Origin of the sequence: Acidiphilium rubrum, from assembly GCF_900156265.1 — a bacterium.
Classification (GTDB): domain Bacteria; phylum Pseudomonadota; class Alphaproteobacteria; order Acetobacterales; family Acetobacteraceae; genus Acidiphilium; species Acidiphilium rubrum.
This window is the reverse complement of record NZ_FTNE01000008.1, coordinates 54,109-76,599: the sequence shown is the minus strand read 5'-3', so window position 1 is coordinate 76,599 and position 22,491 is coordinate 54,109. Positions and strand designations below refer to the sequence as shown.

At 64.3% G+C, this 22,491-nt stretch carries 19 protein-coding genes; 14 read left to right on the top strand and 5 right to left on the bottom strand.

The genetic code is table 11. The features are described 5' to 3' along the window. Positions 1 to 3: 3 nt before the first annotated feature. The 4 genes from fusA (at position 4) to BW994_RS07915 (ending at position 5,672) form a co-directional block, all read left to right on the top strand. The gene (fusA, locus tag BW994_RS07930) at positions 4 to 2,085 is read left to right on the top strand and encodes an elongation factor G (RefSeq protein ID WP_029310652.1); all 2,082 of its coding nucleotides are present in this window, start codon (positions 4 to 6) and stop codon (positions 2,083 to 2,085) included. A 156-nt stretch (positions 2,086 to 2,241) separates the two neighbouring features. Further along, positions 2,242 to 2,418: a hypothetical protein gene (locus tag BW994_RS20160; RefSeq protein WP_245594042.1), complete on the top strand. Its 177-nt coding sequence runs from the start codon at positions 2,242 to 2,244 to the stop codon at positions 2,416 to 2,418. Positions 2,419 to 2,886: 468 nt separating this feature from the next. Next, complete coding sequence (locus BW994_RS07920) at positions 2,887 to 3,375, top strand: (2Fe-2S)-binding protein (protein ID WP_029310654.1); 489 nt, start codon at positions 2,887 to 2,889, stop codon at positions 3,373 to 3,375. Continuing rightward, a complete protein-coding gene (locus tag BW994_RS07915; protein WP_076454440.1) occupies positions 3,372 to 5,672 on the top strand; it encodes a xanthine dehydrogenase family protein molybdopterin-binding subunit in 2,301 nt (766 codons plus the stop codon). The genes BW994_RS07920 and BW994_RS07915 overlap by 4 nt, the downstream gene beginning before the upstream one ends. Before the next feature lie 68 nt (positions 5,673 to 5,740). On the opposite strand, the gene BW994_RS07910 is transcribed toward BW994_RS07915, so the two are convergent. Beyond that, the gene (locus BW994_RS07910; protein WP_029310656.1) at positions 5,741 to 6,943 is read right to left on the bottom strand and encodes a CaiB/BaiF CoA transferase family protein; all 1,203 of its coding nucleotides are present in this window, start codon (positions 6,941 to 6,943) and stop codon (positions 5,741 to 5,743) included. Positions 6,944 to 7,026: 83 nt separating this feature from the next. Here BW994_RS07910 and BW994_RS07905 point away from each other — a divergent pair, with 83 nt between their 5' ends. Together BW994_RS07905 and BW994_RS07900 are read left to right on the top strand one after the other, a co-directional pair. Next, positions 7,027 to 7,809 carry an SDR family oxidoreductase gene (locus BW994_RS07905; RefSeq protein WP_029310657.1) on the top strand — a complete coding sequence of 261 codons (783 nt, stop codon included), beginning with the start codon at positions 7,027 to 7,029 and terminating at the stop codon, positions 7,807 to 7,809. 3 nt (positions 7,810 to 7,812) lie between these two features. After that, positions 7,813 to 8,817 carry an MBL fold metallo-hydrolase gene (locus BW994_RS07900; RefSeq protein ID WP_029310658.1) on the top strand — a complete coding sequence of 335 codons (1,005 nt, stop codon included), beginning with the start codon at positions 7,813 to 7,815 and terminating at the stop codon, positions 8,815 to 8,817. Between the two features lie 20 nt (positions 8,818 to 8,837). On the opposite strand, the gene BW994_RS07895 is transcribed toward BW994_RS07900, so the two are convergent. Then, positions 8,838 to 9,995, bottom strand: coding sequence for an amidase (locus BW994_RS07895; RefSeq protein ID WP_029310659.1), 1,158 nt, complete (start codon positions 9,993 to 9,995; stop codon positions 8,838 to 8,840). A gap of 280 nt (positions 9,996 to 10,275) precedes the next feature. Here BW994_RS07895 and BW994_RS07890 point away from each other — a divergent pair, with 280 nt between their 5' ends. The 8 genes from BW994_RS07890 to proB all read left to right on the top strand — a co-directional run bounded on the left by BW994_RS07890 (position 10,276) and on the right by proB (position 18,952). Next, the gene (locus BW994_RS07890; RefSeq protein ID WP_245594044.1) at positions 10,276 to 11,274 is read left to right on the top strand and encodes a ferritin-like domain-containing protein; all 999 of its coding nucleotides are present in this window, start codon (positions 10,276 to 10,278) and stop codon (positions 11,272 to 11,274) included. Then, on the top strand, positions 11,271 to 12,104 hold the full coding sequence (locus BW994_RS07885; RefSeq protein WP_029310661.1) for a class I SAM-dependent methyltransferase: 834 nt from the start codon (positions 11,271 to 11,273) through the stop codon (positions 12,102 to 12,104). Before BW994_RS07890 ends, BW994_RS07885 begins: the two co-directional genes overlap by 4 nt. A gap of 338 nt (positions 12,105 to 12,442) precedes the next feature. After that, entirely contained in the window at positions 12,443 to 12,745 is a 303-nt protein-coding gene (locus tag BW994_RS07880; RefSeq protein WP_029310662.1) for a hypothetical protein, read from the top strand. 41 nt (positions 12,746 to 12,786) lie between these two features. Beyond that, a complete protein-coding gene (locus BW994_RS07875; protein ID WP_081848989.1) occupies positions 12,787 to 15,945 on the top strand; it encodes a Hint domain-containing protein in 3,159 nt (1,052 codons plus the stop codon). Positions 15,946 to 16,153: 208 nt separating this feature from the next. Then, positions 16,154 to 16,468, top strand: a complete 315-nt coding sequence (gene rplU / locus BW994_RS07870; protein ID WP_029310664.1) for a 50S ribosomal protein L21 — start codon at positions 16,154 to 16,156, stop codon at positions 16,466 to 16,468. A gap of 15 nt (positions 16,469 to 16,483) precedes the next feature. Next, the gene (gene rpmA, locus BW994_RS07865) at positions 16,484 to 16,753 is read left to right on the top strand and encodes a 50S ribosomal protein L27 (RefSeq protein ID WP_029310665.1); all 270 of its coding nucleotides are present in this window, start codon (positions 16,484 to 16,486) and stop codon (positions 16,751 to 16,753) included. Between the two features lie 64 nt (positions 16,754 to 16,817). Further along, entirely contained in the window at positions 16,818 to 17,816 is a 999-nt protein-coding gene (gene obgE, locus BW994_RS07860; protein WP_029310666.1) for a GTPase ObgE, read from the top strand. After that, positions 17,813 to 18,952, top strand: coding sequence for a glutamate 5-kinase (proB, locus tag BW994_RS07855; RefSeq protein ID WP_029310667.1), 1,140 nt, complete (start codon positions 17,813 to 17,815; stop codon positions 18,950 to 18,952). The genes obgE and proB overlap by 4 nt, the downstream gene beginning before the upstream one ends. A gap of 68 nt (positions 18,953 to 19,020) precedes the next feature. Here proB and BW994_RS07850 read toward each other — a convergent pair whose 3' ends face one another. From BW994_RS07850 to BW994_RS07840, 3 genes are all read right to left on the bottom strand, one after another. Beyond that, complete coding sequence (locus tag BW994_RS07850; RefSeq protein WP_029310668.1) at positions 19,021 to 20,061, bottom strand: WD40 repeat domain-containing protein; 1,041 nt, start codon at positions 20,059 to 20,061, stop codon at positions 19,021 to 19,023. Between the two features lie 168 nt (positions 20,062 to 20,229). Then, positions 20,230 to 21,192 (bottom strand): CobW family GTP-binding protein, encoded by a 963-nt coding sequence (locus BW994_RS07845; RefSeq protein ID WP_029310669.1) that lies wholly within the window; start codon positions 21,190 to 21,192, stop codon positions 20,230 to 20,232. After that, complete coding sequence (locus BW994_RS07840; protein ID WP_029310670.1) at positions 21,185 to 22,486, bottom strand: O-antigen ligase family protein; 1,302 nt, start codon at positions 22,484 to 22,486, stop codon at positions 21,185 to 21,187. Before BW994_RS07840 ends, BW994_RS07845 begins: the two co-directional genes overlap by 8 nt. Positions 22,487 to 22,491 lie beyond the last annotated feature (5 nt).

Sequence of the window (22,491 nt, the reverse complement as noted above, 5' to 3'; positions counted from 1 at the left end):
CTCATGGCCGGCAACCCGCTCGACCTGATCCGGAATATCGGCATTACCGCGCATATCGACGCCGGCAAGACCACCACGACCGAACGCATTCTGCACTACACCGGTGTGTCGCATAAGATCGGCGAAGTGCATGATGGCAACACCACGACCGATTATATGGATCAGGAGCGTGAGCGCGGCATTACCATTACGTCCGCCGCGGTGACCTGCGAGTGGAAAGACCACCGCATCAATATCATCGACACCCCCGGCCATATCGATTTCAACATCGAAGTGAACCGCAGCCTGCGCGTGCTTGATGGCGCGATTTTCATCATCGAGGGCGTCGCCGGCGTGCAGCCGCAGTCCGAGACGAACTGGCGCCTGGCCGACCGTTACAATGTGCCGCGCATTATTTTCATCAACAAGCTGGATCGCACCGGTGCCGATTTCTATCGCGCCTTCGCGACCCTGAAGGAAAAGCTCGATATCATTGCGCTGCCGCTGCAATTGCCGATCGGTATCGAGGACAGCTTCGTCGGCGTGGTCGATCTGGTCGAGATGAAGGCGATCATCTGGGAAGGCGGCGATCTGGGTGCCAAATTCCACGATGAGCCGATTCCCGAAGCGATGATGGAGCAGGCCAAGGAGCATCGCCAAGTGCTGCTCGATACCGCTCTCTCGGTCGACGACGCGGGCATGGAAGAGTATTTCGAGAAGGGCGACGTTTCGGTCGAAACCCTCAAGCGCGCGATCAAGACCGGCACCATCACCGGCGCGTTCCGTCCCGTGCTGTGCGGTACAGCGTTCAAAAACAAGGGTGTGCAGCCTTTACTTGATGCCGTGCTTGATTATCTGCCGAGCCCGGTCGATGTGCCCGGCATCAAGGTTGCGGTTGAAGAAGGCGAGGAAGAAGGCGATCATCAGCGCCGGATCAAGGCGGATGTGAACGCGCCGTTCTCCGGCCTGGCGTTCAAGATCATCAACGACAAATACGGTACCCTGACCTTTGTTCGCGTCTATTCCGGCACGTTGAAATCCGGCGATTCGGTGATGAACACCACCAAGGATCACAAGGAGCGCATCGGCCGCATGTTCCAGATGCACGCTGATAAGCGCGCGGAAATCAAGGAAGTGCACGCGGGCGACATTGCGGCATTCGTTGGTCTGAAAGACACCGGCACCGGCGATACCCTTGCCTCGGCCGATGATCCGGTGATCCTGGAGCGGATGGCCTTCCCGGTACCCGTGATCGACATTTCGGTCGAGCCGAAGACCAAGGAAGCGGTCGAGAAAATGACTCTCGCGCTGCAGAAACTGGCCGGTGAAGATCCCTCGCTGCGGTTGAAGACCGATCAGGAGACCGGCCAGACGATTCTGTCCGGCATGGGCGAGTTGCATCTTGAAATCATCATCGACCGTCTGCGCCGGGAATATGGCGTCGATGCCAATATCGGCGCGCCGCAGGTTGCGTATCGTGAAACCATTTCGCGGCCGCATACCGAGATTTATACCCACAAGAAACAGTCCGGTGGGTCGGGCCAGTACGCCGAAGTCAAGATCATTTTCGAGCCGATGGAGCGCAACGGCGGCATCGTGTTCGAAAACAAGGTGGTCGGCGGTTCGGTGCCACGCGAGTATATTCCGGCTGTTGAAAAAGGCATCAAGGTCCAGGCCGACACCGGCGTGCTCGCCGGCTTCCCGACCGTGGACTTCAAATACACGCTGGTCGATGGCAAGTACCATGACGTCGATTCGAGTGCTCTCGCGTTCGAAATCGCCGCCAAGGCCTGCTTCCGCGAAGGCATGAAAAAGGCCAGCCCGATCATTCTGGAACCGATCATGGACGTGGAAGTCACCACGCCGCAGGATCACGTCGGCGACGTCGTCGGCGACTTGAACCGCCGCCGCGGCATGATCCAGAACCAGGAAAGCTCGGGCTCCACCATCATCGTCCGCGCCCAGGTGCCGTTGAAGGAAATGTTCGGCTACATCTCGAACCTGCGCAGCCAGACAAAGGGCCGCGCCTCGTTCACCATGCAGTTCCATCACTACGACCCGGTGCCGCGCAACATCGCCGACGAAATCATGGCGAAGAGTGCATGATGATCCGCCCACAGGGTCAGGTCTGACGGAATGCGGCTTCGCTGGGTGCGTGGCCGCGATAGCATCATGACAAAAGCGGGTGAACGCGCCCGCGAATGGCTTGGACTTGATGACGCGGGCAACCCTATTGCCCGCGTTATTCATTTGGACGGTCCAATGGAAACCGAACGCGGCACGTTCCGCGCCATCGCCCTCGATCGGGACGCCAAACTCATCCGGCTGCTCCCCCTGCCACCCGCGGATGGCGATTGGCTCGCCGTCATCGGCGGCCGCGTCGTCGGCCGCGCTGCGGCACCGCTCGCCGCCGTACGGCGCGCCGAAGCGGCATTGTGAGGGTGGGATTATGCGGGGTGATCGGCGTGAAGCAAGCAAGGCGGGGGGCTTTGCCCCCTCGACCCCCACTAAGGGCGGAGCCCTTAGAACCCGCTAGTTTTAGGCAAGGGGAGGGCGACCCAGGGCAGATCGACGGAAAATCCGAGGCAGCGCCCTCCCCTTGCCTAAAACTAATGGATTTTAAAGCCCGGCGCGCGTCGCGCGCCTCATCATATGGTAGCGGGCATCTTGCCCGCGGGGCCTTTAACGGGGTCCAGGGGCGGAGGAGCCGAAGGTTCCAGCGATTCTCTTCATCGCTGGAATGGCTCCGGAGGGAGGGCCCCTGGCCTTGCTTGCCCACGCCGGCCACCACCCACAGCCCATCCTCAAATTGCACCGTCGGTGCGCATATATGTCATGCGGCGGTGAGGGGGCGTCGGGTGGTGGTTGGTCATGTAGGCTGTCTTATTGAATGTAGGGGAGGTTGTGATGGTGCAGGCTGTGAAGATCAATGTGAACGGGGCTGACCATGAAGTTCGGGCGGAGCCGGACAGCATGTTGTTGTATGCGTTGCGCGATAATCTGGGTTTGCACGGGCCGAAGTTCGGCTGTGGGCTTTCCGAATGTGGCGCGTGCACGGTGATTTTGGATGGGGTTGCGGTGCATTCCTGCGTGACGCCATTGGCGGCGGCGCATGGGCAGAAGATTGTGACGCTTGAGGGGCTGAGCGTGGATGGCAAGCCGAATCCGTTGCAGGCGGCGTTCATCGAGGAGCAGGCGGCGCAGTGCGGCTATTGTATCAATGGGATGATCATGACGGCGCAGGCGTTTCTGGATCACCATCCGAAGCCGAATCGTGACGAGATCAAGCAGGCGTTGAACAATAATTTGTGCCGGTGTGGCACGCATATGCGGATCGTGCGGGCGGTGGAGCGTGCGGCAGGCATGGCGCCGGCGGGTGCGGGAGCGAAACCATGAACGAGATGACACCGGTGGTGGGGCGCGGGATCGATCGGCGCGGGTTGTTCAGGCTTTCGGGCGGCCTGGTGGTGGCGTTCAGTCTGTTTGGCGGGGCGGAGGCGCGCGCGGATGGGTTGCCGGCGACCAGACTGGGCGGTGTGCCGGATGCGGCGAAGCTTTCGGCCTGGCTCGCGGTGCATCCTGACAACACGGCGACGCTGTTCACCGGCAAGGTCGAGGTTGGGACCGGCGTGCAGACCGCGTTGGCGCAGATTGCGGCGGAGGAGCTGGATTTTCCGGTCGACCGCTTGAGCGTGGTGATGGGCAATACGTGGGAGACGGTCGATCAGGGGCCGACCTATGGCAGCCGGACGATACGCTATGCCGGGCCGCAGATACGCCACGCGGCGGCGGCGGGGCGGCAGGTGCTGCTCGATCTGGCGGCGACACATTTCAAGGTGCCGGCCGAGCGATTGCGGGTGAAGGACGGCGTGATTTCGGTGAGCAACGCGCCGGGGCGAACGGTAACCTATGGTAAGCTGGTTGCGGGCAAGCGGCTCGACATGACGATTGGTGCGACGGGCACCAGTTTTGCGATGAAGGTGGCGCCGCAGGCGAAGCTGAAGAATCCAAAGGATTATACCGTGGTCGGCACCTCGGTGGTCCGCAAGGATATTCCGGGCAAGATCACGGGGGCGTTCACCTATATCCAGGACGTGAAAGTGCCGGGGATGCTGCACGGGCGTGTGGTGCGGCCGTTCGGGGTGCAGGCGAAGCTGCTGAGCGTGGATGAGACGGGGTTGCAGGAGATTCCCGGTTTCGTGCAGGTGGTGCGGCGGGAGAATTTTCTGGGCGTGGTCGCGACGACCGAATGGGGTGCGATACAGGCGGCGGCGAAGCTTGGTTCGGTGCTGAAGCCGAAGGGACCGACGGCGTATGGCGCCAAATGGTCCGACTGGAACGGGTTGCCGGCGCAGGATCATATCTGGCAGACGGTGCGCGATACGTCCGGCACCAATACCACGGTGAACGAGACCGGGTCGGTCGATGTGGCGCTGCATGGGGCGGCGAAGGTGGTCAAGGCGACGTATCGGACGCCGTTTCAGATGCATGGTTCGATCGGGCCGTCCTGCGCCATTGCGGACGTGGGAAAGGACCGGGCGACGTTCTGGTCCGGCACGCAGATGCCGCATACCGACCGGCAGGTGATGGCGACGCTGCTGGGCGTGCCGGTGGACCGGGTGGATGTGCATTGGTTCGAGGCATCGGGCGCCTACGGGCGCAATGGGTTGGACCAGGTGGTCGCCGATGCGGCGCTGATGTCGCAGGCGGTGGGCAAGCCGGTGCGGGTGCAGTGGATGCGCTGGGACGAGCATGGCTGGGAGCCGAAGGGACCACCGATTGCGCAGGATCTGGCCGGCGCGATCGATGAGCACGGCAATGTGACCGCGTGGCGGCATCATATGTGGATCCCGACGTTTCTGGATACCACGCTGGTGGCGGCGCAGTTGATCAACCAGCCGAATGTCGGCGGGTCGGTCGGGCTGGGGTTGCCGGCGATCACCTATGCGTATCAGTTTCCCAACGCGGATGTGACCAGCCATGGCGAGGGGCGTGTGGCGTTGCGGACGTCGTGGTTGCGCTCGCCGGCGCAGTTCGAGACGACCTATGCGATGGAGGCGTTCATCGATGAGTTGGCGGCCTCAGCCGGGCAGGACTCGCTGGCATTGCGGTTGAAATACCTCAAGGACGAGCGGGCGATCGGTGTGCTGAAGGCGGCGGCGCAGGCTTATGGCTGGGAGCAGCGGCCGACGCGGGCGGGCAAGGGCAACGACCAGGGCAAGCTGGCGCATGGGCGGGGCATCGCCTGGGCCAATCGCGATGATACGCGGGTGGCGACGATTGCGGATGTGACGGTGGATCGGGCCACCGGCGACATTCGTGTGACGCGGGTGGTGGTGGCGCATGATTGCGGGTTGGTGATCAATCCGGATGGGTTGCGCAACCAGATCGAGGGGAACGTGATCCAGTCGATCAGCCGTAGCCTGCATGAGGAGGTTACGTTCAGTACCGCGCGTGTGACGAGCCTGGACTGGGTCGGGTATCCGATTTTGCGGTTCGAGGAGATTCCGGACCGGATCGATATCGTCCTGGTCAATCCGGGTGACAAATATCCGGCGTATGGCGGGGGTGAGCCTTCGACCTGCCCGACCGCGGCGGTGATCAGCAATGCGGTGTTCGATGCGACCGGCGTGCGGTTGCGCGAGATTCCGTTTCGGTCGGATCGGGTCAAGGCGCTGCTGACGGCGGCGTGAGGCAGGCGGGCCGGGGGGTTGGCGTCCCCTGGCCCGGCTGGCTTCGATATTGTCCGTTGCTTGCCGCGTCAGCGGCGGCGCGGGCGGATGATCTGGTCCTGTTCGAGGGCGGTGATATCGGCTGCGGTGAAGCCGTGTTCGGTGAGGATTTCGGATTGGTGTTGGGCGAAGGCCGGCGGCGCGGTGCGCGGGCCGCCCGGGGTGCGGGAGAATTTGATCGGGGTGCCGAGCGTTTTGATGCCGTCGAGCTCGGCGATCATGGCGCGGTGATGCGCGTGGGCCGAGTTCAGCGCGACATCGACCGGTTGGACCGCACCGGCGGGGACGCCGGCTTCGATCAGGGTGATGGCGAGGGCCGCGCCGTCGTGGCCGGCGAGGGCTGCGGTGAGGGCGGCTTTTAGTGCGGGGCGGTTGGCCAGGCGATCGGAATTGGTGGCGAACGCGGGGTTGGCGGCGATGTCCGGCCGGGCGAGGATGGCGCAGAGTTTGCGAAACTGGCCGTCGTTGCCGCCGGCGATGAAAATATCGCAGGTGGCGGTAGGGAAGGTTTCGTAGGGCGCGATGTTGGGGTGGGCGTTGCCGGTGGCGGCGGGGCGTTTGCCGGCGAGCAGGTAGTTGGCGCCGGCCGGGTGGAGCAGGGCGAGTGCGGTGTCGTGCAGGGTCATGTCGATGAACTGGCCGCGGCCGGATGTTCTGCGTTCGTGGATCGCCATCATGATGCCGAGCGCGGCGTAGAGGCCGGTGCCGAGATCGACGATGGGCGTGCCCATGCGGACCGGGCCGTGGGCGGGATCGCCGTTGATGGTCATCAGCCCGGTCATGGCCTGGACGACGGCATCGTAGCCGGGCAGGCCGCCGAGCGGGCCATCGGCGCCGAAGCCAGAGATGCGGCAATGGATCAGGCGGGGGAATCGGGCGCTCAGCGTGTCGTAGCCGATGCCCCATTTTTCGAGACTGCCGGGTTTGAAGTTTTCCACCAGCGCGTCGGCGGTTTCGAGCAGGCGGAGCAGGACCGCTCTGCCTGCGGGGTGCGCGAGATCGAGGCTCATGGCGCGTTTGTTGCGGTTGGCGCCGAGGTAGTAACTGGCATCGCGCGTCCCGTTGTCACGCGTCAGGAAGGGTGGGCCCCAGTCGCGCACCTCGTCGCCCTGGGGGGGTTCGATCTTGATGACGTCGGCACCGTGATCGGCGAGGATCATGGTGCAATAGGGGCCGCCGAGGACGCGGGTGAGATCGATGATTTTCAGGCCGTCGAGCGCGCGTGTGGACATCGGGTTTCCTTGCCGCGCATGGACGGGCGGCTTCCGATCCGCTCTACTGGCAGGACGAGGCGTGGACAAGGAGGCGAGGGACGATGGATTTAGGATTGCGCGGCAAGCGGGCGATCGTGTGTGCGGCGAGCAAGGGGCTGGGCAGGGCGACCGCGCTGGCGCTGGCGCGCGAGGGGGTCGATCTGGTGATCACGGCGCGCGGCGAGGCGGCGTTGGCCGAAACCGCGGCGATGATCGCCGCGACCACCGGGGTGAAGGTAGCGATGGCCGTGGGCGATATCACGACCGAGGCAGGACGGGCGGTGGCGCTCGGGTTGTGCCCGGCGCCGGATATTCTGATCACCAACGCCGGCGGGCCGCCAGCCGGGGATTTTCGCAATTTCAGCGATGCCGACTGGCAGGCGGCGTTGCAGGCGAACATGCTGACGCCGATTGCGCTGATCCGTGCGACGATCGATGGTATGATCGCGCGCAAATTCGGCCGGGTGGTGAATATTACCTCGGCGGCCGTCAAGACGCCGATTCCGATGCTGGGGTTATCCAACGGCGCGAGGGCCGGGCTGACCGGGTTTGTCGCCGGGCTGGCGCGGCAGGTGGCGCGGCATAACGTAACAATCAACAATATCCTGCCGGGGCCGTTTCTGACCGATCGGCTGCGCGACAATGCCGCGACGGCGGCGAAGGCGGCCGGGCGCAGCGCCGAGGAGGAGCTCGCGTTGCGGGCCAAGGCGAATCCGGCCGGGCGGGTGGGCACGCCGGAGGAGTTTGGCGATGCCTGCGCGTTTTTATGTGCCGCGCAATCGGGCTTCATCGTCGGGCAGAATCTGCTGCTCGACGGCGGGGCCTCCAACGCGGCGTTCGGGTGAGCCTTGGCGTATCCGGTGTCCGACCATTTCGATGGTAGATTGTTTTTCAACCCTGAGGGTGTGGTGCGGCGGCCGCCCGAGGGGACGATCGGTCGGCCGAGCGGGCGATTCCCGGTGCTGCGCTGGGTGACGCGGCGCGAGGGGCGCGCGAAATGGCCCGAGCATGTGCCAAATATGGCGTATCCGCCGCCTGGCGGGGCGGTCGGGCCGGGCGCGCTGGACCTGACCTTCATCGGCCACTCCAGCTTCATGCTGCGGCTCGATGGGGTGACGCTGCTGAGCGATCCGGTGTTTTCGCGGCGCTGTTCGCCGGTTTCGTTCGCCGGGCCGAGCCGGGTGCGCGCACCGGGGCAGGCGATGGCGGCGCTGCCGAAGCCGGATGGTATTTTGTTATCGCATAATCATTACGATCATTGCGATATCCTGGCGCTTCGCGCGTTGCGGCGGCGGTTTGGCGCGACGCCGATTTTCGCACCGCTCGGCAACAAGGCGTGGCTGGAGGCCAAAGGGCTCGGCCCGGTCACCGAACTGGACTGGTGGCAGAGTGCGACGCTGCGGGACACGGTGATCACGCTGACGCCGGCGCGGCATTTCGCGGCGCGGACCCTGCGCGACCGGAACATGACGCTGTGGGGCGGGTTTTTTCTCGATCACCGCGGGGCGAAGCTCTATGTCGCCGGGGATAGCGGCTATACCGGTTATTTTCGGACGATCCGCGCGCGGCTGGGGCCGCCGGATGTGGCACTTTTGCCGATCGGCGCCTATGAGCCGCGCTGGTTCATGGGCAGTGTGCACATGAATCCGGCCGATGCGGTAACGGCGTTTCATGATCTGCAAGCCCGCCAGGCGGTGGGGATGCATTTCGGCACGTTTCAACTGACCGACGAGGCGATCGACGCGCCGTTGATCGATCTGGCGGCGGCGCGGGCGGCGGCGGGGTTGGCGGACGAGCGGTTCACCACGCTCGATTTCGGTGAGACCCGCCGGTTCAGCCTCTCATCCGATTAAGATAGGCCGACAAATCGGCCTCAGGCGAGATTGAGGTCGGCCGCCAGCTCGAGTAGGGCGAGATCGCGGCCAGGACCGGCAATGAACGACAGGCCGACCGGTGCGCCATCGACGCGGGCGACCGGAATGGTCAGTTCCGGCAAGCCGGGGAAGGCGGCGATGATGCCGACCCTGATGGTGCGGTTGCGGACGATCTCGAGGCTCGGCTGATCGGCATCGCGCATTGGCGCAGGGCAGGGCGAGGTGGGCAGCACCAGGATCGCACCGCCCTCCAGCAAGGCGAGCATGCGGGCGGTGAAGCTGCGGCGGACCAGCAGCCCGGCTTCCGCGCCGGCGGCGGTCGCGGCCTTGGTTGCGGCGAACCTGCCGGCGATAACGGGGTCGAGCGTCGGATTGGTTTCGATGAAGCCGCCCAGGGTCGCCCAGGTTTCCCGGTCGCGCACGGCGCGCTGGGCTGCGAGGATGGTGTCCAGCCCTTCGGGTGCAGGATCGATCACCGGCATCGGGCCGAGTTGTTCGATGATTGCTTCGAGCGCCGCGCTGACCGCCGGATCCGCGTTGGCGAAGGCGGGGCCGACTTTTAGGAACACAGTGGAGAGCGGTCTTGCCGGCGGTAGCAGCGCCTCGCCGATTTTGAGCATGGTTGCGGCATCGCGCGCGAACCAGCCGGGCGTGTCGAAACTCGGCGCGAGGGCGGCGGCGCCGGCGAGGCTGATGATGCCATGGGTGGGACGCAGGCCGTACAGGCCGCAGTAGCTGGCGGGGATGCGCACCGAGCCGCCGGTATCCGAGCCAATGCCGACCGTGGCGCGGTGGCCCGCGACCATCGCGACCGAACCGCAGGAGGAGCCGCCGGGGAGACGATCGGGCGCGGCCGGGTTGATCGGCGTGCCGTAATGGATGTTGCGGCCTTCCATGCCGAAGGCGAGTTCGACGGTTGTCGTCTTGCCGGTGATATGGGCGCCGGCATCGAGCAGGCGCTGCACGATCCAGGCATGGGCAAGCGCCTTGCCGTGGCGCTGGCCCCAGTCCGGATTGCCGAACGCGGTGACTTCGCCCGCGATATCGAACAGATCCTTGACCACCACGTCGATCCCGGCGAGCGGACCAACCGGGTTGCCGGGAATATCGAGGGATTTGATCAGACCGTGGTCGGCGTGTTCGGCGAAGGTACTCATGAAGTGGGTGTAGCATGGGTTGCTGGAATTGGGGGAAGGGAGCGAGATAAAGGAAAGACTTCTTTTTTGAAAAAAAGAAGCAAAAAACTTTTTGACTCTGGGCACGGGCTTTGGAACCGGCGCGGGCCCAAACGAGTGAAGTTTTTTTGCTTCTTTTTTGTTCACAAAAAAAGAAGACTTTCCTCCCCTGCCGTTCGCCCGATGCCCGACTTGAACATCCGGCACATCAGCCTAGACTCATGCTCAGACCAAACGATCGACCAACAAGGACAACTATCCGATGAGTGTCACGACTCCTGATCTTTCGATGCCCGATCTATCGCGGATCGATCCGCGCACGGTCGATGCTGCCGACCAGACCGCGCGGTATTGGACCAGCAAGGAGCGCGGGCCGATCAAACCGGGGTCGGAAGCTCATAAGCGCGCCATGTGCATGATGTTTCACGAGACGTTCAACCCCTACAAGCCCTCGGTGCTCGCCTGGCCGAAGCTGGATCAGGAGACGCAGGACAAGATTACGTCGCTGCCGATCTGGGATATCGCGGTGCAGACCGAGGGCAAGGCGCGGCTGCGGATGGCGGCCTATGCGCGGCACTTGATGGCGATCGACCCCGATATGGGCAAGACGATCGAGCTGAACGGCTGGGAGGAGAACCGCCACAAGGAGGTGCTGTCCAAGCTGGTGGAGGTTTACGGGATTCCGTTGGAGCCTGAGCCGCCCTATGTCGAGCCGCGCGATCCGGAATGGGCGTATATGGTGACCGGTTATTCCGAGTGCATCGATAGTTTCTTCGCGTTCGGGTTGTTCGAACTCGCCAAGCGTTCGGGGTTTTTCCCAGCCGAGCTGGTCGAGACGTTCGAACCGGTGATCCAGGAGGAGTGCCGGCATATTCTGCTGTTCGCCAATTGGGTGGCGTGGCATCGGGCCAATCTGCCGATCCATAAGCGGATCTGGTTCGAGCTGCGGGTGGCGGCGGTGTATGCGTTCCTGGGCTGGGAGCGGATTGGCATTGCGCGCGGCATCGATGACGGCCCTGAGGGCAAGAAGACGGGCAAGCCGCAGGATAATAATTTCACGGTCAACGGGTCGAAGGCGGTCAGCAGCGAGGACATCAAGGTGTTCGACCTTATGCGGATTTGCCTGGAAGAGAACGACCGGCGGTTTTCTGGGTATGATTCACGGCTGCTGCGGCCGACCACGTTTCCCGCACTCGTGCGCCTTGCGCTGAAGTTCGTACCGCAACGCAAGGCCGCAAACCCAGCCGCGCAAGCGGCGTGACCGACAACGCACGGCAGATCGCCTACTGGAACGAGGTGGCGGGCCCGAAATGGGTGCGCATCCAGGGGGCGATGGAGGCGCGGTTGGCCGGCATCGAGGATATGCTGCTGGCGCGCGCGCAGCCGCGCCTGGGCGAGCGTGTGCTCGAGATCGGCTGCGGTACCGGCACGACCACCGCGCGGCTGGCCGATGCGGTCGGTTCGTCGGGCCATGTGACGGCGGTGGACGTGTCGCGCCCGATGCTGGATGTCGCGCGGATGGCGCTGGCGGCGCAGCGCAACGTGACGCTGATCGAAGCAGATGCGGCGACCGCGCGGTTCGAAGGCGTGTTCGATCTGCTGACGTCGCGGTTCGGGATCATGTTTTTCGAGGACCCGCTGGCGGCGTTCGGCAATTTGTATCGGGCGTTGCGGCCGGGGGCGCGGCTGGTCTGTGTCGCCTGGGCGCCGATTGCCGATAATCTGCACTGGTCGGTACCGCTGCGCCTCGCGATCGAGCGGCTCGGGCCACCGAAGCCGCGCGCACCGCACGCGCCGGGGCCGCTGGCGTTCGACGATCCGGCCTATGTGACGGAGATTCTGAGCGGGGCCGGATTCGCCGAGGTCGCGGTGCGGGCCGAACCGGTGACGCTGATCGGCAAATCGCTCGATGACGAGGCGCAGGTCGCGACCATGATGGGACCGGCCGGCGCGCTGCTGGATGAGAAACAGGCGGATGCGGCGACGCGGGCCGAACTGCTCGTGGCGTTTCGCGCGGCGTTGCCCGACTACGCGGATCGCAACGCGCGGCTGCGGGCGACCGTGCATTTGATCACGGCGCGCCGCGCCTGATCCAGGCCTCGTAGATCGATTGATCTGTCTTTTATAAACAACTCAAAACAACGGTGTCGAATAGGTATCTTGTTCGCTAGATACCTAATCACCATTATTACTGCCAGTCGTTGTATCCAGAAATAATGTTCATAATCAACTATTTGCTGTTGTCGGCAGTATCAGTGACGCTGGCATGACCTGGGATTTGACCATTATTTTCCCCAAAGTTTCGCGCATGAATTTTTGTGATTACAATAGAGTCCAAGTTGAGTCATTTTGTAATTGACAACCTTGGCGTGTTTTTTGTACTCGTGACTCAACGATAACGTTTTTCAAACTATTTTCGGGAGATTTTCATGACGGGTACGATCAGTACGACAGTCACGAGCGCGATTACGCTCGGTTCCGGCGGATATATCGGGTTGATTTCAATAACCGGTACCGGCGCGATCAGTGTCGCGGGTCTCGGTACGACGGCGCTGTATGACCCGTCCAGCCAAACGGCGGCTCTGATTACCAATGCAGGATCGATTCTCGCCGGAACGGGCACGCTGGGGAGCGCAGGTTTACTCGGCTTAGGGGGCACGCCGGGTGGTCTGGGGGGTGACGGTGTCGACCTCCGAGGTATAGGCGCCGTCGTTGTCACCAAGGTGGTATAGCGGGCGGGGCAGGCGGTGCCGGTGCGACTGAGCTGCTTAACGTGCTGACCCTGCTCGGTGCCACATCGGGTGGTAACGGCGGGATTGGTCTTTATGGGGAAGCGAATGGCGCCAGCCTGACCAATAGCGGTACCCTCGCGGGTGGTACTGGTGGCTTGGGGGGGGCGAATATTACGTCGCTGCTCGGCAATGACGCCCCGGCAGCGGGCGGCGGGGGTGGTGCGGCCCTGATACTGAGGGGTACAGCATCGTCGCTCACCAATACCGGCGTGGTGATCGGCGGTAGTGGCGGCATCGGCGGCACCAATGTGATTTCGGCGCTGAGCGCGGCAGGGACGGGTGGCATCGGTGGTGCGGCGATCAGCCTGTCAGGGGGTGGTTATGTCGATAACACGACGAGCATCATCGGCGGTGCCGGTGGCGCTGGGGGTTACAACGATATTGCGGGCGTGCTGAGCCGCACCGGGGTGGGCGGTGCTGGCGGAACGGGACTTTACCTCGATGGCGGCACGCTGCTGAACGCGGGGACGATCGATGGCGGCGCGGGTGGTCTTGGTGCCGTGAACGGCGCGGCCGGCGAGGCGATCGTGTTCGGTGGCGTTGCTAGCACTTTGATTGCCGCGGCGGGGGCGGTGTTTGCCGGCACGGTGGCTGCGAATGCCACAGTGGCGGACGTGCTTGAACTCTCCGGTACGTCAGGGGTCGCGTTGACTGGACTCGGCACTTCGTTCACCGGCTTTAACGAGATCAGTTTTGCCGCCGGTGCGGCACGGACGATCAGCGGCGATGCAACGGGGCTTGCGAGCGGCCAGACGATCAGCGGATTTACCGGCACGGATGCTCTGTTGTTGACCGGGTTTTCCGCGACCAGCGCGAGTTTTGTCAGCGGGACCGGGCTCGAACTGAGCAACGGCACGACGACCGACACGCTGAACCTGTTGGGCAGTTTCACCACCGCCGATTTCACCGTGTCGTCAGCGGGCAATACCACTGAAATCGCGCTATCGAGCGCGCCTTGTTACCTGGCGGGCACGTTGATCGATACCGATATCGGCGCCGTGCAGGTGGAGTGCCTGGCGATCGGCGATCGGGTGCGAACGCTGAACGGCAGTTTCAAACCGATCAAATGGATCGGCCGGCGCAGCTACAGCCGGGTTGCCGCCAAATCGAACCCGCGGACCCAGCCGATCCGGTTTCGCGCCGGCGCGCTGGCCGAGGGGATTCCGCGCCGGGATCTGCTAGTTTCGGCCGATCATGCGATGTATCTCGCGGATGTGCTGATCCCGGCTGCGGCGCTGGTCAACGGCGTGAGCGTGGTGATCGCCGATGACATCGACCCGGTGCAATATGTTCATATCGAACTCGAGACCCATGAGGTGATTTTTGCAGAAGGGGCAGCAGCAGAGAGTTTCGTCGATTGCGACAGCCGGATGCTGTTTCAGAATGCCGATACGTTTCGCACGCTTTACCCAAACGATGCCCGCACGCCGTGGGCGTTTTGTGCGCCGCGCTGCGAGGGCGGGCTGAATGTCGAGCGGATTCGGCGCGAGATTGCGATTCGCGCCGGAGTTGCGGCGGTACTGGAGCCTGGCCCGTTGATCGGGTTTGTCGATCAGGCGCTGCGCAGCCGCATCACCGGCTGGGCGATTGATCAGGCGCACCCGAACGAGCCGGTCGAGCTTGAGTTGACCGACGGGGATGCGCTGGTGATGCGCTTCGTGGCGCAGATGTTCCGACAGGATATTGCGGATGCCAACTTGGGCAGCGGCTGTGCCGGGTTCGACATCGCGCTCCCGATGGCGCTGGCACCGGACCGGCCGCACGTATTGCGAATCCGGCGGGCTAGCGACCAGCGTGAGTTGACCGGCTCGCCGCTTGAGATGCCGGCGCTGGCTGCGTTCGGCGAGGCACGGTCAGCGCTGTCACGGGTGACGGAAATCGGCATTGCGGCGGCGGCGACGGTGACGGAATTCGACGAGATGCTCGATGACCTGGCGCGGGCGATGCAGTCGGTACGAACCAGCAGGATGAAGGTGTCATCCGGGACGGAGGGTCGCCAGCCAGCGCGGCGGCAGGTTTCGCGCCGGGCGCTGATAATCGACGATACGCTCCCCGATGCGCGACGCGATGCGGGGTCGAATGCGGTGATTTCGCATATGACGTCGTTGCGGCGGTTGGGCTTTCAGGTTGAGTTCGTACCTTCGACGCCCATAGCCAATCCGGTGCTGGTGGCGGCTCTGACGGCACGGGGCATTCTGGTGCACTGCCTGCCCGCGGTGACCTCGGTCGAGGAGGTGCTGCGGGCAGGCGGTGATGATTATTGCGTGATCTACTTCCACCGGCTGGGGAATGCCGAAGCATATGCCGGGATCGCGCGTCGCCATTGCCGGCACGCCAGGCTGGTTTATGCGGTCGCCGATCTGCATTGGTTGCGCTTGGCGCGGCAGGCGGAGGTGGAGCAATGGCCGGCGCTGGTCGATCAGGCGCGCAGCCTTAGGTCGCGCGATCTGATGGTTATGCGGGTGGTGGATGCGGTGATCACCCATTCCCCGATCGAGCGGGATATCCTGCTGGCTGCGATGCCTGACCTCGCGGTGACGATCGTGCCCTGGGATGTCGCGCCTGGCGGCGCACCGGGCAGTTTCGCCGGGCGCAGCGGCGTCGGGTTCGTCGGTCATTTCGGCCATATGCCCAATCTGGATGCGGTGGACCGGCTGATCGATCGCATCATGCCGCTGGTCTGGGCGGAGGCGCCGGAGATCAAGCTGTTGCTGGCGGGGAGTGCGGCGCCGGCGAGCCTGATACGCTGGGTCGAGCGGATGCCGCAATTGGAACTATGTGGGCAGGTGGAGGATCTGGCTGGGTTTTTCGGGCGGGTGCGGTTGTCCGTGGCGCCGCTGCGGTTCGGGGCCGGCATCAAGGGCAAGGTATTGGACAGTTTCGCCGCAGGGGTGCCATGCGTGATGAGCCCGATGGCGGCCGAGGGCCTGCGGTTGACGCCGGAGCTTGAGCGGCTGGTCGGGGCGGATGACGAGCGCCTTGCCGCACTGATCCTTGAGATGCACGGGAGTGAGAGTGCGTTTCAACAGGCAGCGGTGGCGGGTCAGGCGCTGACCGCGGCGGATCACGCGCCTGTTTGTGTCGACTCGGCGATGCGGATGGTGGTTAATCCGGTAGCCGAGCGCGTGTTGGCGGCCTGAGGAAGGGACGGTCTCGTGCTTTGCGGCGTCTGCCGGGGTTTTGCCAAGGTTCTCGCGGTGTTTGATTGACAGTTCCGCGCTTGTGACTATAACCTACGCCATGTCGCGATTCCGAAAGGTTTCGCGCGTTCCCCTTTTTTTGACTGTTCGCTATCCTGTTTTCCTTGTGTCTGCCCTCGTGGCTTGTAGCTAGAATTGGACCTTATTGATGTTCGCAGTGATCCGCACCGGCGGAAAACAATATCGCGTCGTGCCGGACGCCGTGTTGAAGGTTGAGAAGCTCGAAGCCGAGGCCGGCAGCACGGTGACTTTCACCAATGTGCTTGCCCTGGGCGGCGAAGCGGGCGTGACGCTGGGCAAGCCGATCGTCGAGGGTGCGACTGTGACCGCGACCGTGATCGCGCAGGACCGGTTGGACAAGGTGATTATTTTCAAGAAGCGCCGTCGGCAGAACAGCCGTCGCAAGAACGGTCATCGCCAGCAGGTGACTGTGCTGCGGGTTTCCGGCATCAACGCGGCCTGATCAGAGGAGTTTTCGATGGCACATAAAAAAGCCGGTGGTTCGTCACGCAATGGCCGCGACTCGGCCGGGCGTCGTCTGGGTGTGAAGAAGTTTGGCGATGAGCAGGTGGTTGCCGGCAATATCATCATCCGTCAGCGCGGCACCAAGGTGAAGCCGGGCACCAATGTCGGGCTCGGGCGCGACCATACGATTTTCGCGCTGGTCGATGGCCGCGTGAAGTTTGCGCGCCGCGCCGAAGGCCGGGTTTCCGTTTCGGTGGAACCGCTGGCGATCGCGGCCGAATAAGCCGACCTCCTTTTGGGTTCGGGGAAGGTCGGCTCGCGCCGGCCTTTTTCGTGTGTGGATTGTTATGAAGTTTCTGGATCAGGCCAAGATTTATCTGCGCTCCGGCGATGGCGGCAACGGCGTCGTTGCGTTCCGGCGGGAGAAATATATCGAGTTCGGCGGACCGGATGGCGGCAACGGCGGGCGCGGTGGCGACATTGTGTTCGAGGCGGTCGAGAATCTGAACACGTTGCTCGATTTTCGCTACACGCAGCATTTCCGGGCGCGCAAGGGCGGCAACGGCGCGGGGCGCGACTGCACCGGGGCTGCCGCGCCGACCATGCTGATCAAGGTGCCGATCGGCACGCAGATTTTCGACGATGACCGCGAGACGTTGCTGGCTGATCTGGACAAGCCGGGCATGCGCATCGTGTTTCTGCGCGGTGGCGATGGCGGGCATGGCAATGCGATGTTCAAGACATCGACCAACCGGGCGCCGCGCCGGGCTGATCCGGGCTGGCCGGGCGAGGAGCGCTGGGTCTGGCTGCGGCTGAAACTGATCGCCGATGCCGGGCTGGTCGGGCTGCCGAATGCCGGGAAATCGACGTTTCTGGCAGCGGCTTCGGCGGCGCGGCCGAAGATTGCGGATTATCCGTTCACTACGCTGCATCCGCAACTGGGGGTCGTGCGGCTTTCCATGACCGAGGAATTCGTGCTCGCGGATATTCCTGGCCTGATCGAGGGTGCGCATGATGGTGCGGGGTTGGGGGACCGGTTTTTAGGGCATGTCGAGCGCTGTGCGGCGCTGATTCATCTGATCGATGGGGCGGCTGGCCATGTGGTGGATGCTTGGCGGACCATTCGCGGTGAGTTGGATGCGTATGGCGGCGGTTTGAACACCAAGCCGGAATTGATCGTGCTGAACAAGATGGACGCGATGAGCCCGCGCGAGATTTCATCGCGCAAGGCGGCGCTGGCCAAGGCCTCCGGCGCGCCGGTCATGGTGATGTCGGCCGCGGCGCAGATGGGGGTCGATGAGGTGTTGCGCGCGGTGTTCAACATGGTGCTCGAGAATCGTAAATGAGCCGGGCGGCACCGAGCCTGACCGAGGCGAAGCTGCTGGTGGTCAAGATCGGCTCGGCGTTGATCGTCGATCCGGCGGCGGCTCTGCCCCGGACGGGCTGGTTGCACGGCATGGCGGCGGATATTGCTGCGTTGCGGGCGCGTGGGGTGCGCGTGATCGTGGTTTCATCCGGCGCGATCGCGCTGGCGCGGCGGCAGTTGGGGTTGCTGCAGCCACGGTTGCGGCTCGAAGAGAAGCAGGCGGCCGCGGCGGTCGGGCAGATCCGCCTCGCGCAGGCGTGGAGCGAGGCGCTCTCGGCGCATGGGCTGGTGGCGGCGCAGTTGTTGCTGACGATGGACGATACCGAGGATCGTCGGCGGTACTTGAACGCGCGGGCGACGCTGCGGACGCTGCTGGATTTGGGTGCGGTGCCCGTGATCAACGAGAATGATTCGGTGGCGACCGGCGAGATCCGGTTCGGCGATAACGACCGGCTGGCCGGGCGGGTGGCCGAGATGGTCGAGGCGGATCAGCTTGTGCTGTTGTCCGACATCGACGGGCTCTATACCGCCGATCCGAAGCGTGATCCGGCGGCGCGGCATCTGCCGGTGATCGAGGCGCTGACGCCCGAGATCGAGGCGATGGGCGGCGCGCCGCCGCCGGGGTTCTCCTCGGGCGGGATGCGCACGAAGCTGGTGGCGGCGCGGATCGCGACACAGGCTGGGTGCGCGATGGCGGTGGCGCTGGGGCATGTGGCGCATCCGTTGGCCGCGTTGCAGGCGGGGGCACGGTGTACCTGGTTTTTGGCGCAGCCGGGCGGGCGTTCGGCGCGCAAACGCTGGATCGCGGGATCGCTGGCGCCGATGGGCCGGCTGCATGTCGATGACGGGGCGGCGCGGGCGATTATGCGGGGATCATCGTTGCTGCCGGCCGGGGTAGTGACGGTTGCGGGTGAATTCGAGCGCGGCGATGCGGTGGAGATTCTCGCACCCGACAATGTCGCCCTGGCGCGTGGGTTGGCAGCGTATTCGGCCGCGGATGCGCGGTTGATCGCGCGGCACCAGACCGACGATATCGAGGCGCTGCTGGGCTGGCGCGGGCGCGACGAGATCGTGCACCGAGATGATCTGGTGCTGATGGGCGCGGTCGCGCGATAGCTGCGCGGCGGGTTTGATGATCCGACGAGCGGGCGGCGTGAAACGTGATCGGCTGGTCGATGGTTCGGTTATCGGGTGGCTGAGAAATCGATGACGGCGACAAAGCCGGTTTCGGTGCCGAAGCCGAGGCGGCTGCCGTCCGGGCTCCAGGCGAGGGCTGAGATCGGGCCGTGGCCGGGGGCGGCCACCGGGAGGACGCGTTCGCGCGCGATATCGACGACAAGGACCGTGCCATCCGCGTAGCCGCCGGCGACGACCTCGGTCTGCGGGTGGCAGGCGATGCGTTTGACGATACTGTCCGAGGCGGCGAGTTCGAGCGGGGCTTTGCCCATCGGGCCGCCGCCGAAGAAGGGCCAGAGGATGATGGCTTCGGCGCCGGCGCTGGCGAGCCATTTGCCCGATCTGGTGAAGCCGAGGGATTCCGGTTTGCTAGGGTAGCCGCTCATGCGCATGTGCTGACCGTCCGGCAATTTCCAGCCGTGTAGGGCGTTTTCCTGCATCGCGGTGGTGATCGCGCTGAGGTCCGGGTGGAGGGCGACGCCGATGTGGCTGCCTTTCCATTCCAGCACATGCGGCTTGGCGTTTTCCGAGCGGACGAACCAGAGCGAGGCGCCGTTGTAGTGCGAGGCGGCGATGCGGCGGAATTTGGCATCGATGGCGATGCCGGAGACGGTCGATGGATGGGCGAGGCTGCGCAGCAGGGCGCCTTTGTCATCGAGCAGCATGATGTTGCGCCCGACCGCGGCCGCGCGAATCGGGGCTTTGCGGTCGGGGATGGACGCGACGTGTTCGACCCATTTCATGCCGTAAGCGGCGACCGGCGTGACGCTGGCGGCGTCGATCCGGCGCAGATGCCCGTCATCGCCGCCGGTGAGGAAGCCGGTGGCATCGATGTCCGGCGCGATGGTGAGCACGGCACCATCGTGCAGTTCGTGTTCGTGCCAATTGGCGGCGGCGATGGCGTGGACGGCGACGCGGCCATCCCCCAGGCTTGCGGCGAAATGGGTGCTGGCGCGGTTGAAGCAGGCGGCGGTGACGAAGGCATCCGCATCGCGGGTGGTGCCGCGTTTTTCCAGGAGATCGTTGGGGCTGGAGATGGTGTTGCTCATATTGATAGGCCAGTCGAAGGGAGGGGAAGGACTTCTTTTTTGTAAAAAAGAAGCAAAAAACTTTTATTCGTTTTGGTCACGGGCGGTTTCACTGGCACAGTCCTAAGGACGGAAGTTTTTTTGCTTCTTTTTTTTCAAAAAAAGAAGTCTTCCCTTTCCTGACCTCGCTCATGCCGCGACGCAGCTCTCAAATCCGCGCCGCAACTGCGGCCGATTGAGGTCGCGGCCGATGAAGACGATGCGGCTTTCACGGTCCTCGCCTTGTTTCCAGGGGCGGATGTAATCGCCATCGGCCATCATGTGCACGGCCTGGAAGGCGAAGCGGCGGTCTTCGCCGGCGAAATCGAGAATGCCCTTGGTGCGCAGGATGTCCTGGCCCTGGGTGGCGAGGACGCCGCCGATCCAGGCGTTGAATTTTTCGGCATCGAGCGGGGTTTTGGTGGCGAGGCTGATGCTGGTCATGTGTTCGTCATGGGTGTGGGCATCGTCCTCGAGGAAATCGGGGACGGATTCCAGCACGCGGTCGAGGCTGAAGGCGTTGATGCCGAGCAGTTTGTCGGCCGGAACATCCGATTTGGTGGCGTGGTGGATCTCGGCATAGCGGTTGATGGTGCGGATGCGGGCTTCGACGGCGGCGAGTTCGTCCGGTGTCACGAGGTCGAGCTTGTTGAGCACGATGACGTCGGCGAAGGCGATCTGTTCGGTCGCTTCGGGGCTGTCGGCGAGCCGGGCGGGCAGGTTTTTGGCGTCGACCACGGTGACGATGGCATCGAGCCGGGTTTTGGCCTTGACGTCTTCATCGACGAAGAAGGTCTGGGCGACTGGGGCGGGGTTGGCGAGGCCGGTGGTCTCGACGATGATGCCGTCGAACCGACCGCGCCGCTTCATCAGCCCGCCGATGATGCGGATGAGGTCGCCGCGCACGGTGCAGCAGATGCAGCCATTGTTCATTTCGAACACTTCCTCGTCGGTATCGACCACGAGGTCGTTGTCAACGCCGCGTTCACCGAACTCGTTGATCACGACGGCGTAGCGCTTGCCGTGGTTTTCGGTGAGGATGCGGTTGAGCAAGGTGGTCTTGCCGGCGCCGAGAAAGCCGGTGAGGACGGTGACCGGGACGAGGTCAGTCATGGTATGATCCTGTCATGGCGGGTTGACGTGATTGGCCGGTATATAGGCGCTCCGGCTCGGCGGGGCCAGATTGCGGCAGCGCGAGGCCGAGACCGAGCATGACGAACAGCCATCCAGCCATCGGCAGGACTGCGAAATTATCGGTGGAGGCCAGCGGCCAGGCGTAGGTGAGCACGCCGATGAAGGCGCCGAGTTTCATGGGTTGGCGCAGGATGCCGCGGCCGAGTTCGATCAGCCAGGCGAGGTTGAGGGCGGCGAACAGCAGCAGCCCGCCGATGCCGGCTTCGATGGCGGCCTGGAGGTAGAAATTATGCGGGTGGATGTTGCAGGCACCGCGGGCGAGGTCGGTCGGGCCGATGCCGAGCGCGGGTAGACCGGCATCGAACCTGGATTGCGGGCAGAAATACAGGAAGCCGTTGAACCCGTAGCCGTGCCAGGGGGATCGTTCGATCATGACGGTGGCGCGGGTGTAGAGCTCGCCGTAGGGGCTGAGGGCGAAATGCTGCACCTGATGCGTGGTTTCGAGCACCAGCTTGTCGAAACTGGGCGGGGAGACGAGTTTCAGCGCCGGGATGGCGAGCAGGACGAGAATGCCGAGTGCGATGGCCGGCAGGCGCACCGGGCGGAAGGCGAGCGCTGTGACCGCGAGGCCGAGGCCGGCGAGCAGAAAGGGCATGCGCTGACCGATGATGAGGGCGGTGGCAAAGCCGATGATGCCGATCCCGGCGGCGGCGCATTTCGGGGCGATGCCGCGCCGGGCGATGAGTGCCGCGATGATCGGCAGCGCGACCAGGAACAGCAGATGGGTATAGGGCGGGCCGGCTCGCGGCGCCCAGAACGGGCCGGTCAGGGCACCATCCGGCCAACGATGGTCGCCGAAGATGTTGACGCCGATGATCGCCTGTTGCCAGCATTGCAGCAGGATCCAGCCCTCCGCGATGGCGATTGCGAGCCAGAAGCGGGTGCGGGCCGCCGGGGTATCGAGCGCCCAGGCGAGGCCGGCGGGCAGGAGCAGCAGGCGGATCAGCACGATCGCCTGGGACAGCGATTTCCAGCCGGCGGGCCCGAGGCCGAGTGCGGCGATGGGGGTGGAGGCGAGGATTTCGGCGGCCCACCAGAGCAGGGCGATGACGAACCAGGGCCGGCGTGCCCAGGCGAAATCGCGGCTGCGGAGGCTGTGGGTGAGGAAGGCGAGGTCGATCAGCCCGATCGTGAGTTCGGCGCCGGCGCGCGCATAGAGCAGGCAGAACGGCAGCAGCAGGGCGGCGAGGCGGGCGATGCGCTTGGCGGTCATGCCGC